The 12,299-nt window shown below is 72.8% G+C and carries 10 protein-coding genes; 8 read left to right on the forward strand and 2 right to left on the reverse strand.

The window, feature by feature from the left end; translation table 11 throughout:
- The first annotated feature begins 135 nt into the window (after positions 1–135).
- The 7 genes from ABT129_RS24240 to ABT129_RS24270 all read left to right on the forward strand — a co-directional run bounded on the left by ABT129_RS24240 (position 136) and on the right by ABT129_RS24270 (position 9,670).
- Complete coding sequence (locus tag ABT129_RS24240) at positions 136–975, forward strand: TrmH family RNA methyltransferase (protein WP_351905260.1); 840 nt, start codon at positions 136–138, stop codon at positions 973–975.
- An 81-nt stretch (positions 976–1,056) separates the two neighbouring features.
- Complete coding sequence (locus tag ABT129_RS24245) at positions 1,057–2,202, forward strand: sensor histidine kinase (protein WP_351905263.1); 1,146 nt, start codon at positions 1,057–1,059, stop codon at positions 2,200–2,202.
- A gap of 165 nt (positions 2,203–2,367) precedes the next feature.
- Positions 2,368–3,507: a phenylalanine--tRNA ligase subunit alpha gene (pheS, locus tag ABT129_RS24250; protein WP_351905266.1), complete on the forward strand. Its 1,140-nt coding sequence runs from the start codon at positions 2,368–2,370 to the stop codon at positions 3,505–3,507.
- Positions 3,507–6,035 carry a phenylalanine--tRNA ligase subunit beta gene (pheT, locus tag ABT129_RS24255; RefSeq protein ID WP_351905269.1) on the forward strand — a complete coding sequence of 843 codons (2,529 nt, stop codon included), beginning with the start codon at positions 3,507–3,509 and terminating at the stop codon, positions 6,033–6,035. The genes pheS and pheT overlap by 1 nt, the downstream gene beginning before the upstream one ends.
- A gap of 315 nt (positions 6,036–6,350) precedes the next feature.
- Positions 6,351–7,418, forward strand: coding sequence for a PP2C family protein-serine/threonine phosphatase (locus tag ABT129_RS24260; RefSeq protein WP_351905272.1), 1,068 nt, complete (start codon positions 6,351–6,353; stop codon positions 7,416–7,418).
- A gap of 318 nt (positions 7,419–7,736) precedes the next feature.
- Positions 7,737–9,077: an NsdA family TPR-like regulatory protein gene (locus ABT129_RS24265; RefSeq protein ID WP_351905275.1), complete on the forward strand. Its 1,341-nt coding sequence runs from the start codon at positions 7,737–7,739 to the stop codon at positions 9,075–9,077.
- 62 nt (positions 9,078–9,139) lie between these two features.
- On the forward strand, positions 9,140–9,670 hold the full coding sequence (locus ABT129_RS24270; RefSeq protein WP_351905278.1) for an NUDIX hydrolase: 531 nt from the start codon (positions 9,140–9,142) through the stop codon (positions 9,668–9,670).
- Positions 9,671–9,764: 94 nt separating this feature from the next.
- Here ABT129_RS24270 and ABT129_RS24275 read toward each other — a convergent pair whose 3' ends face one another.
- Positions 9,765–10,625 (reverse strand): 3-hydroxybutyryl-CoA dehydrogenase, encoded by an 861-nt coding sequence (locus ABT129_RS24275; RefSeq protein ID WP_351905281.1) that lies wholly within the window; start codon positions 10,623–10,625, stop codon positions 9,765–9,767.
- A gap of 174 nt (positions 10,626–10,799) precedes the next feature.
- Between ABT129_RS24275 and ABT129_RS24280 the strand changes: the two genes are divergently transcribed.
- Positions 10,800–12,047: a glycoside hydrolase family 10-like protein gene (locus ABT129_RS24280; RefSeq protein WP_502981888.1), complete on the forward strand. Its 1,248-nt coding sequence runs from the start codon at positions 10,800–10,802 to the stop codon at positions 12,045–12,047.
- 44 nt (positions 12,048–12,091) lie between these two features.
- Here the strand turns inward: ABT129_RS24280 and ABT129_RS24285 are convergent, their stop codons facing one another.
- Positions 12,092–12,295, reverse strand: coding sequence for a DUF1918 domain-containing protein (locus ABT129_RS24285; protein ID WP_351905286.1), 204 nt, complete (start codon positions 12,293–12,295; stop codon positions 12,092–12,094).
- Between the last annotated feature and the right edge of the window lie 4 nt (positions 12,296–12,299).

A 12,299-nucleotide genomic window follows, 5' to 3' on the forward strand; every position in this document is an offset into this window, starting at 1 on the left:
GTGCGGCGGAACCGGGCCCGACCGGCCCGGAGCCGCCGCCCCCGGTCACCGAAGCCGCCGGGCACCGTAGCCGCCCGGCCGGTGGAACCCCGGACCCCGTAGCCCCCGGCCCCGAAGAGAGAACCGCCGCACCTCATGGTCACCCCCGAGCTGATCTCCCCGCGTTCCCCGCGCGTCGTCGCCGCCCGGCGGCTCGCCAAGCGCAACTTCCGGGGCAAGGACCGCCTCTTCATCGCCGAGGGCCCGCAGGCCGTCCGCGAGGCCGTCGAGCACCGCGGCTCCACCGGAGAGCCCACGCTCGTCGAGCTCTTCACCACCGTCGAGGCCGCCGAGCGCCACAGCGCCATCATCGACGCCGCCCTCGCCGCCGGAGCCCGTGTCCACCACGCCTCCGACGCCGTCCTCGCCGAGGTCTCCCAGACCGTCACCCCGCAGGGGATCGTCGGCGTCTGCCGGTTCCTCGACTCGCCGTTCGAGGAGATTGTCGCGGCCCGGCCCAAGCTGGTCGCCGTCCTCGCCCACGTACGCGACCCCGGGAACGCCGGCACCGTGCTGCGCTGCGCCGACGCCGCCGGCGCCGACGCGGTGGTCCTCACCGACGCCTCCGTCGACCTGTACAACCCGAAGTCCGTCCGGGCCTCCGTCGGCTCGCTCTTCCACCTGCCGGTCGCCGTCGGCGTCCCCGTCGAGCAGGTCGTCGCCGGGCTGAAGGGCGCGGGCGTCCGGATCCTCGCCGCCGACGGGGCCGGCCAGGACGACCTCGACGCCGAGCTCGACGCCGGCACCATGGGCGGCCCCACCGCCTGGATCTTCGGCAACGAGGCCTGGGGACTGCCCGAGGAGACCCGGGCCCTCGCCGACGCCGTCGTCCGCGTCCCCATCCACGGCAAGGCCGAGAGCCTCAACCTCGCCACCGCCGCCGCGGTCTGTCTGTACGCCTCCGCCCGCGCCCAGCGACCCCGAACCTCCGCCTGAGGGGTCCATTCCGCCCTCCCCGCCCAGTAGAGTGACGCACTCGGGGGCCCACTGCGCTACACGGAGGGGTGGGGTACGGGGATGACGGTCGGCACGGACAGTCCCGCACAGGCACGGAGCGCCGAGCCGCACGCCCCGGAGCCACCGGACCCGGCGGACGTGACCGACGGTTTCGTCGGGGTCGGCCCCGACGACCTGCCCGACGGGCTCGTCGTCGCCGACGAGAACGGCCTCGTCGTCTGCTTCAACGCCGCCGCCAGCCGCATCACCGCCGTCCCCGGCGACCGCGCCCTCGGCCTCCCCCTGGACGTGGCACTGCCCCTGGAGGACCTCAAGGGGCGCCGCTGGTGGTCCCTGACCGACCCGTACGGCGGGCTCGCCACCCGCCGCGGCCAGCCCGAGCGCAACCTCCTGCTGCCCGGCGGCCGCGAGGTCCTCGTCTCCGCCCGGTACGTCCGAGAGCACCCCACCGGCCCGGTGCGCCGGGTCGTGGTCTCGCTGCGCGGCACCGAGGCGCGCCGCCGCACCGAGCGCAGCCACGCCGAGCTCATCGCCACCGTCGCCCACGAACTGCGCTCCCCGCTGACTTCCGTCAAGGGCTTCACCGCCACCCTCCTGACCAAGTGGGAGCGGTTCAACGACGAGCAGAAGCGGCTGATGCTGGAGACCGTCGACGCCGACGCGGGCCGCATCAAGCGGCTCATCGCCGAACTCCTCGACATCTCCCGGATCGACTCCGGCCGGCTGGAGGTGCGCCGCCAGCCCGTCGACATCGCCGCCGCCGTCGGCCGGCACGTCCAGGTGCACACCACCGGCGGCCAGTCCCCGGACCGGTTCTTCGTACGGATCAGGCCCCAGCTGCCCGCCCTCTGGGCCGACCCCGACAAGATCGACCAGATCCTCGGGAACCTCCTCGAAAATGCGGTGCGCCACGGAGAGGGAACCGTCACCATCGAGGTGGCACCCGCGAGCGCGGGCGACGACGGAGAAGAGGGGACGGAGGTCACCGTGAGCGACGAGGGCCCCGGCATCCCCGAGGAGTCGATGAGCCGCGTCTTCACCCGCTTCTGGCGGGGCAGCAAACGCGGCGGCACCGGGCTCGGCCTCTACATCGTCAAGGGCGTCGTCGAGGCCCACGGCGGCACCATCACCGTCGGAAGGGGCCCCCGAGGCGGGGCCGAGTTCCGATTTATCCTGCCCGTCGGCACCCCGGCCCATCTCATCTGACGAGATCTGACAGGAATCAGACAGGATCGGACGAGATCAGGAGCCGCCCGGCCTGCCCACGGGCTCATTCGCGTCCCCCCACCCCGTTAGACTCGTCCTTTGGCACGTTTGCGCCCTTGACGTCGAGCGGGGCCGCCCAGCCAGCCAACGGAAGCACGGGAAGAGATGTCCGCACCCAATAAGTCGTACGACCCGGTTGAGGTCGAGGCACTGAAACCGGAAGAGATCGAGCGCATGCGGGACGAGGCGCTCGCCGCCTTCGCCACCGCGGGCGACCTCGACGCGCTCGCGCAGGCGAAGACCGCGCACACCGGCGGCACCTCGCCGCTGGCGCTCGCCAACCGGGAGATCGGTGCCCTGCCCCCGCAGGCGAAGGCCGCCGCCGGAAAGCTCGTGGGCCAGGCCCGCGGCGTCGTCTCCAAGGCGCTCGCCGCCCGCCAGACCGAGCTGGAGGCCGAGCGGGACGCCCGCGTCCTCGTCGAGGAGGCCGTCGACGTCACCCTGCCGTACGACCGCGTCCCGGCCGGTGCCCGCCACCCGCTGACCACCCTCATGGAGCGCGTCGCCGACGTGTTCGTCTCCATGGGGTACGAGGTCGCCGAGGGTCCCGAGGTCGAGGCGGAGTGGTTCAACTTCGACGCGCTCAACTTCGTACCGGACCACCCGGCGCGCCAGATGCAGGACACCTTCTTCGTCCAGGGAACCTCCGCCGAGGGAACCGCCACCACGGGCGACGAGTCCGGTGTCGTGCTCCGTACGCACACCTCCCCGGTGCAGGCCCGCACGCTCATCGACCGGGAGCCCCCGGTCTACGTCGTGTGCCCCGGCCGCGTCTACCGCACCGACGAGCTCGACGCCACGCACACTCCGGTCTTCCACCAGATCGAGCTGCTCGCCGTCGACGAGGGCCTGACGATGGCCGACCTCAAGGGCACCCTGGACCACATGGTCCAGGCGCTCTTCGGGTCGGACATGAAGACCCGGCTCCGCCCGAACTTCTTCCCGTTCACCGAGCCGTCCGCCGAGATGGACATGCTCTGCTACGTCTGCCGCGGCGAGTCCGTCGGCAACCCCGACCGCCCCTGCCGCACCTGCGGCAGCGAGGGCTGGATCGAGCTCGGCGGCTGCGGCATGGTCAACCCGAAGGTGCTCGTCGCCTGCGGTGTGGACCCCGAGAAGTACAGCGGATTCGCCTTCGGGTTCGGCATCGAGCGGATGCTGATGTTCCGCCACAACGTCGACGACATGCGAGACATGGTCGAGGGTGACGTCCGGTTCACCCGGCCGTTCGGGATGGAGATCTGATGCGGGTCCCGCTTTCTTGGCTGCGGGAGTACGTCGACCTGCCGGCGACGGAGACCGGGCGTGACGTCCAGGCCAAGCTCATTTCGGCAGGCCTCGAGGTCGAGACCGTCGAGCAGCTCGGCGCCGGCCTGACCGGCCCGCTGGTGGTCGGCAAGGTCCTCACCATCGAGGAGCTGACGGATTTCAAGAAGCCCATCCGCTTCTGCACCGTCGACGTCGGCCAGGCCAACGGCACCGGCGAGCCCCAGGAGATCATCTGCGGCGCCCGGAACTTCGCCGCCGGGGACAAGGTCGTCGTGGCCCTGCCCGGCGCCGTGCTCCCCGGTGACTTCCGGATCGCCGAGCGCAAGACGTACGGCCGTGTCTCCCGGGGCATGATCTGCTCCGGCGACGAGCTCGGCATGGGCGACGACGGCACGCACGGCATCATCGTGCTGCCGCCGGAGCACGAGATCGGCACCGACGCCACGGTCCTCCTGGAGCTCTTCGACGAGGTCCTCGACATCGCCGTCACCCCGGACCGCGGCTACTGCCTCTCGATGCGCGGTGTCGCCCGTGAGACGGCCACCGCCTACGGGCTGCCGCTGCGCGACCCGGCGCTGCTCGACGTGCCCGCGCCCAACTCGTACGGCTACCCGGTACAGATCACCGACCCCATCGGCTGCGACCGCTTCACCGCGCGCACCGTGGTCGGCCTGGCGCCCGAGGCCCGCTCCCCGATCTGGCTGCGTCGCCGGCTCCAGAAGGCCGGCATGCGTCCGATCTCGCTGGCCGTCGACGTCACCAACTACGTGATGCTGGAGCTCGGCCAGCCGCTGCACGCCTACGACCGCAGCCGGCTCGACGGCCCCATCGGGGTCCGCCGCGCCGACGCCGGCGAGAAGATCACCACTCTCGACGGCACCGTGCGCGTCCTGGACGCCGCGGACCTGGTCATCACCGACAACCGCGGCCCGATCGGCATCGCCGGTGTCATGGGCGGCGCCCACACGGAGATCGCGGATCCGGAGACCGACCCGGAGACCGGGTACGTCACCGGCACCTCCGAGGTCGTCATCGAGGCCGCGCACTTCGACGCGATCTCGATCGCGCGGACGGCCCGCCGTCACAGGCTCGCCTCCGAGGCGTCCAAGCGCTTCGAGCGCGGCGTCGACCCGCAGGCCGCCGCGGCCGCCGCGCAGCGCACCGTCGACCTCCTCGTGCTGCTCGCGGGCGGCACGGCCGAGGCCGGCGTCACCGAGATCAGCGCCCCGTCCGCGCCGCGCACGATCACCATGCCGGCGAACCACCCGGACAAGGTCGCGGGCGTCGGCTACGGCCGCGAGACCGTCGTCCGCCGCCTCCAGGAGGTCGGCTGCGACGTCTACGGCCAGGACGAGCTCGTCGTCACCGTGCCGTCGTGGCGCCCCGACCTCAACGAGCCGAACGACCTCGCCGAAGAGGTCATCCGGCTCGAAGGCTACGAGAACCTGCCCTCCACGCTGCCGAAGCCGCCGGCCGGCCGCGGGCTCACCGAGCGCCAGCGCGTCCACCGCCGGGTGGGCCGCGCCCTGGCCGGCGCCGGTTACGTCGAGGCGCTGAACTACCCGTTCATCGGGGAGCAGGCCCTCGACAACCTCGGTCTCGACGCGGACGACGCCCGTCGCCGCCTCGTCACCCTGGTCAACCCGATCTCGGACGAGGAGCCCGCGCTCCGCACGACCCTGCTCCCGGGTCTGCTCGGCGCGCTCCGCCGGAACGACAGCCGTGGCAGCCACGACCTGGCGCTCTTCGAGACCGGTCTGGTCTTCCGTCCCCAGGGGCAGCCCGGCGTCGCCGTCCGGCTGCCCGTCGACCGCCGCCCCACCGACGAGGAGATCGCCGAGGTCAACGCCGCGCTGCCCGCGCAGCCGCGCCGTGCCGCCGTCGTCCTCACCGGTGCGCGCGAGCAGGCCGGCTGGTGGGGCAAGGGTCGTCCGTCCGACTGGGCCGACGCGGTCGAGGCCGGCCGGACCGTGGCCGCCGAGGCCGGGGTCGAGCTGATCATCAGCGCCGACCGGCACGCCCCGTGGCACCCGGGCCGCTGCGCCGCGTTCCACGTCGAGGTGGACGGCGAGAAGGTCCTCGTCGGTCACGCCGGCGAGCTCCACCCGCGCGTGGTGAAGGCGTTCGGTCTGCCGGCGCGCAGCTGCGCGATGGAGATCGACCTGGACCTGCTGGAGAAGGCGAACGAGGGCCCGCTCAAGGCCCCCCGGATCTCCTCCTTCCCGGTCGCCACCCAGGACGTCGCCCTGGTCGTCGCCCACGACGTCCCGGCCGCCGACGTCCAGGCCGCCCTCAGCGAGGGCGCGGGTGAACTCCTGGAGTCCGTCCGGCTGTTCGACGTCTACACCGGCGACCAGCTCGGTGCGGGCGCCAAGTCCCTGGCGTACGCCCTGAGGTTCCGCGCCCCGGACCGCACGCTCACGGTCGAGGAGGCCACCGCGGCCCGCGACGCGGCGGTGGCCCTGGCCGCCGAGCGCACGGGAGCCGTCCTGCGCGGCGCCTGACGCACGAGCACGGCACCAGGAGGGCCGCCCCGGGGAATCCCCGGGGCGGCCCTCCGTCGTTCGCCGGGCTCCGGGGCGGCCCGCGTGGCGGAGCGGGGCTCCGTCGTGCGTACGGGCGAGCGGTGTCCGGCCGTGCGTGCGCGTGGCGGAGTCCTGGCGAAGGGCGGCGCGGCGGGGGTGCTCACTCCTTCGGGTGAGATCGTCGGGGGGTGTTCCCCGGTGGCCCGTGCGGTCGGCAGAATCGACGCGGCCGCAGGGGCGGACCTGTGAGCCGCAGGGCCTTCGGGCGCTGTCGGGGCTCGGGAAGGGCCGTGCATGATCCGTACGAGGTCGTTGGTCTCCGATGGCTCCCGGCTCCGCCGGCTGGCCCCGCTCGCTCTTCCCGCCGCGTGGGGTGCGGTGGCCGTTGCATGGAGGTTCGGCTGTCCGCTGGCGCGGCAGCCGGGACTGCCGATGAGGATCGCCACCAGTGTCGTCTTCCTCACCGTCGGCATCGGTCTGGTGCTCGGGCTCCGGCGCGGGCTCGCCCGTGAGCTGGCGCGGGTGCGGGCCGTCGCGCACGTCACCCAGCAGGTGCTGCTTCGCCCGCCGCCCGCCCGTCTCGACGGACTCACGCTGGCAGCCGGGCTGTTGTCCGCCTCCCGGGACGCGTCCGTCGGCGGCGATCTGTACGAGGCGGTGGCCACCCCGCACGGGGTGCGGATCGTCATCGGGGACGTCCGGGGGCACGGTCTCGCCGCGCTCGGCGCGGTGGTCGCCGTGCTCGGGAGCTTCCGCGAGGCCGCCCATGACGAAGCCGAACTCGGCGGGGTGCTGCGGCGTCTCGAACGGGCCCTGGAGCGGCATCTGCGGGAGCGGGCGCGGGACGAGCATCCGGCGCGGACCGGGACGGAGCCGACGCATCCGGTGGCGGAGGAGTTCGTGACCCTGCTGCTCCTGGAGGTCCGCCCGGACGGCCGGCTCGCCGTGCTCAACTGCGGTCACCCCGGCCCGTACCGCCTCGGGCGGACGGCGGAGCGGCTGCCGGTCGGGGACCCGCTTCCCCCGCTGGGCGTGCTGCCCCTGCCCGCCGCGCCCGTTCCGTACACGGCGGCCCGACTGCTGCCCGGCGAGACGCTGGTGCTCCACACCGACGGCGCGGAGGAGGCCCGTGACCGCCGGGGCCGGTTCTTCGCGCTCGACACCGCGTTGGCCGGGATGCCGGGCGAGGCGCCCGCGGCCCTGGTCCGCCGGATCCACACGGAGCTGCTGCACCACACGGGCGGCCGGCTCGCGGACGACGTCGCGCTGCTCGTCGTACGCAACGACCGTGTCCGGGTGCCGGCGCAGCCCGCCGAACCCGGGCTGCGCCGCCCCCGGCCCGCCTCCTCCTCCCACTGTTGAGGGGAGGGGGCGGTGCCGGCGTCGCCCGCCCCGCCACGGAGTGTCGGGCAGATCAGCGGGGCGGGCGACGCGGACCGGGCGGCCGCACTGTTTGAGGGGGGAGCCGGCGGCCCGGTCTTCGCCTTGCGGCGAGAAGCACAGTCAATCGGTACGGGGACGAGCGCGGCAGAGTACGCGGACCGGAAGAACGAGTACTTCGTTCACACCCCGTGCGAAATCCCCCGCGCGGAGTTGACCCGAAGGGGGTCCTCCGGACCGGTTCGTCCCGTACGAATTCGGCCACCGCTACGCTGAGTTCACCGAGCGACCGGAGCGGCCATGCAGCCCAACACCTTGCTCGACGCCCTGCTCGACGAAGCGGGCGTCTCGAACGCCGGCCTGGCCGCCCATGTGAACCGGGCCGGCCGGGCCAGGGGTCTTCCCCTGCGGTACGAACACACCGCCGTGGCGCGCTGGTTGAAGGGTCAGCGGCCGCGCGGCCAGGTGCCGGACCTGATCTGCGAGGTGCTCGCCGCGCGGCTGCGCCGGCAGGTGACCCTGGACGACATCGGTTTCGGGGTGCCGGACGGCCCGCTGCCCGCGACGGGTTCGCCGCTCTCCGGGTTCGTGGAGCGGGCGGCCGCCCTGTGGCGCTCCGACGAGCAGCAGCGGCCGCACATAGTCGGTGCGCCGACGGTGACCGGAACCCCCGCGGTGATGCCCGTGTGGGAGTGGGAGAACCCGCCGGAGGACATGGACGTCTCCCGCTCCGGCCGGACGTCGGTCTCGGCCGCCGACATCACGGTGCTGAGCGCCGCCCGGTCCCACTACGAGCAGATGTACCGCAAGGCCGGGGGCATCGCGACCAGGGCCCGGATCGTCGGCTTCCTCACCACCGAGACCGCGCCGCTGCTGCGGGGCTCGTACAACGACGCCCTCGGCCGTCGGCTGCACCGGGCCACCGGCGGACTCGTCGCGGTGGCGGGCATCTGCGCGTACGACGCCGACGCGCACGGTCTCGCCCAGCGCTACTTCCACCAGGCGCTGCGGCTCGCCAAGGCGAGCGGGGACCGGGGGCTGGGCGCCTACGTGATCGCGCTCCTCGTCAACCAGTCGCTGTTCATGGGGGAGTACCGGCAGGCGGTCGCGTTCGCGGAGGCGGCGCTGCGGACGGCGGGGCGGCAGATCACCCCGGCGCTCGCCGCCGATCTCTCGGCGATGCAGGCGAAGGCGTACGCGCATCTGGGTGACGGGGTGGCCGCGCTGGCGTGCATCCGGCGGGCCGAGACGGCTGCGGAGCGGATCAGCCCGGGGGAGGAGCCGGCCGAGACGGGGTACGTCCAGCCGGGCTTCGTCAACGTCCAGGTCGCCGAGGCCCTGCTCAGTCTGGGTGATCTCGCCGCCGCCCACGAGCACGCGTCGATGGCGGTGGGCACGCCCTCGCACGACCGGGGCCGGGTGCACCGGCTCGCCATGCTGTGCCAGATCGAACTGCGGCGGGGGGAGGCGGACGGGGCGGCGCGCACGGCCGTGGAGATGACCGAGCGGGCGCGGGGGATGGAGTCGCGGAGGCTGCGGGACCGGCTGCGTCAGGTGCGGGAGCATCTCCTCGCGAGCGGCGGAGGCGATGCCCGGGAGGCGGCGGCTCTCATCGACGGAGCGCTACGCGTTCCCCTGTGAGGAGCCAACTGCTGCGATATTGCCACCAAACAAGCACCGACCAGTCGGAAGGTGGCAAGAACGTGCAGTGGACGAAACTGAGTGAACACTCTGTCTATGAGAATCGCTGGTTCCAGGTGAACCTCGCGGACGTCGAACTCCCGGACGGCCGCCACCTCGACCACTATCTGATCCGGCTCCGTCCGGTCGCCGTCGCGACCGCGGTCAACGACGCCGACGAAGTCCTGATGCTCTGGCGCCACCGTTTCATCACCGACAGCTGGGGCTGGGAGCTGGCCGCCGGAGTCGTCGAGGACGGCGAGGACATCGAGACCGCCGCCGCCCGCGAGATGGAGGAGGAGACCGGCTGGCGGCCGGGGCCGCTGCGCCATCTCCTCACCGTCGAGCCGTCCAACGGCCTCACCGACGCCCGCCACCACCTCTACTGGGCGGAGCGGGCCACGTACACCGGACCGCCGGAGGACGCGTTCGAGTCCTCGCGGCGGGCCTGGGTCCCGCTGAAACAGGTCCCCGACATGATCGCCCGGGGCGAGATCCCGGCCGCCAACATGGCCGCCGGTCTGTTGATGCTCCACCACCTGCGCCTCGGCTGAGACGCGCCCCGCGCCCCGACCGCGGGCGGGAACGCCGGACGGCCCGTACCTGTGCGTGTGTACGGGCCGTCCGGTGCCTGGCGGGTGCGGCGGATCAGGGGTACGGGTAGAAGCCCGAGCCCGTCTTCCGGCCGAGCCGGCCCGCGTCCACCATGCGCTGGAGCAGCGGGGGAGCGGCGTACAGCGGCTCCTTGAACTCCGCGTACATCGAGTCGGCGATCGAGGCGATCGTGTCCAGACCGATCAGGTCCGAGAGCTTCAGCGGGCCCATCGGGTGGGCGCAGCCGAACTCCATGCCGTTGTCGATGTCGTCGCGGCTCGCGATGCCCGACTCGAACATCCGGATCGCCGAGAGGAGGTACGGCACGAGCAGGGCGTTGACCACGAAGCCCGAGCGGTCCTGCGCGCGGATCGCGTGCTTGCCGAGGGCCTTCTCCGCGAAGGCCTGGGCGCGGCTGATCGTGCCCTCGGAGGTGGTGAGGGCCGGGATCAGCTCCACGAGCTTCTGCACCGGGGCCGGGTTGAAGAAGTGGATGCCGATGACCTGGTCGGGGCGGGAGGTCGCCACGGCCAGCTTCACCAGCGGGATGGACGAGGTGTTCGAGGCCAGGATGGCGTCCGGGCGGGTCATCACCTGGTCGAGGATCTGGAAGATCTCGGTCTTGACCTGCTCGTTCTCCACGACCGCCTCGATGACGAGGTCGCGGTCGGCGAACTCGCCCAGGTCGGTGGTGAAGCTGAGCCGCGCGAGCGTGGCGTCCCGCTCCTCCTCGGTGATCTTGCCGCGTTCGGCGGCCTTCGCCAGCGAGTTGTAGAGCCGTGTGCGGCCGATCTCCAGCGCCTCGCCGGTGGTCTCGGCGACCTTCACCTCAAGGCCGCTCCGGGCACACACCTCTGCGATGCCCGCGCCCATCTGGCCGCAGCCCACCACTCCGACGCGCTCAATGTCGGCCATGGAGTCCGTCACCTCGTGCCTTTCGCTCTTCTCTGGCGGCGGGGGCCACCGTGTGATTCCGGGTCCGTCCGCCTCGACCCCCACGACGTTACCGCTCATTAACCGATGATCGATCGCCCAGGGCGGGCATGCTGTCCGGGTGGGTGTGACGTATCCGACAGAAGAGGGGTACAAGTGCGGCCTATCGGCAGAAGAGGGTTCGTGGCCGGTGCCACCGGAGCGGTCCTCGCCGTGACGGGGGCGACAGGGACGACACCGGCCGGGGCCGAACGGCGGGAGCGGAGCAGACCGCTCCGCCGCGCGCAGTTCCGCGGCATGTGGGTGGCCACGGTCGCCAACCGCGACTGGCCCTCCCGGACCGGCCTCCCGGCCGCTGAACAGCGCGCCGAACTCCTCGCCCACCTCGACACGGCGGTCGAGCGCCGGCTCAACGCGGTCGTCCTCCAGGTCAGGCCGACCGCCGACGCGCTGTGGCCCTCGCCGTACGAGCCGTGGGCGCAGTGCCTCACCGGGACCCAGGGCCGCGATCCCGGCTGGGACCCGCTGGGCACGGCCGTCGAGGAGGCGCACGCGCGGGGCCTCGAACTGCACGCCTGGTTCAACCCGTACCGAGTGGCGAACCACACGGACCGGACCCGGCTCGTCGCCGGCCATCCGGCCCGCGTCAACCCGGGGTGGGCGCTGCCCTACGGCGGCAAGCTCTACTACAACCCGGGGCTGCCCGAGGTCCGGCGCTTCGTCCAGGACGCGATGCTGGACGCGCTGCGCCGCTACGCCGTCGACGCCGTGCACTGGGACGACTACTTCTATCCGTACCCGGTGGCCGGGCAGGTCTTCGCCGACGACGAGGCGTACGCGCGGTACGGCGGGGACTTCCCCGACAAGGCCTCCTGGCGGCGGAACAACACCGACCTGCTCGTCTCCGAGATGTCCGCTCGGATCAAGGAGATCAAGCCGGACGTGGACTTCGGGGCGAGCCCGTTCGGGATCTGGCGGAACATCGCCACCGACCCCGAGGGCTCGGACACCAGCGCCGGCGTCCAGACCTACGACGACCTGTACGCCGACACCCGGAAGTGGATCCGGGAGGGCTGGCTGGACCACGTGGTGCCGCAGCTGTACTGGAACATCGGCATGCCCGGCTCCGACTACGCGAAGCTGCTGGCCTGGTGGGACGGGGTGGTACGGGGCACCGGCGTCGGCCTCTACATCGGCGAGGCGCTCTACAAGGCGGGCGACCCCGCCCAGCCCGCGGCCTGGCGGGACCCGGGGGAGCTGTCACGCCATCTGGAACTCGCCGCCGCGTACCCGGGGGTCGGCGGCCACTGCTACTTCGCCGCGAAGGAGGTCGCGTCGGACCCGATCGGGGCGATGACCACCGTGGTGGCCGACCACTACCCGAGCGTGGTCCGCCCGCCGTGATGACGGGGGACGGCAGCGGCTCGGGCCCGGGACGGTACCGGCCCTCAGCCGGTGCCCGCCTCCGGGTGATGGCGTACGACGGTGTCGGGGCCGGGTGACATCAGGGCCTCGTGACCGTCGTCGTCGAACTTCACGCGGTAGGGGGGAGTGCCGTCCTCCCCCAGCACCTGAAGGACCTCGGCCGTACGGTCGTGGTGACCGACGGTCCTGCCGTGCACCAGCAGTTTGTCGCCCACGTTCGCCTGCATCGGG

Origin of the sequence: Streptomyces sp. NPDC002057, assembly GCF_040296665.1 — a bacterium.
Lineage (GTDB): Bacteria > Actinomycetota > Actinomycetes > Streptomycetales > Streptomycetaceae > Streptomyces.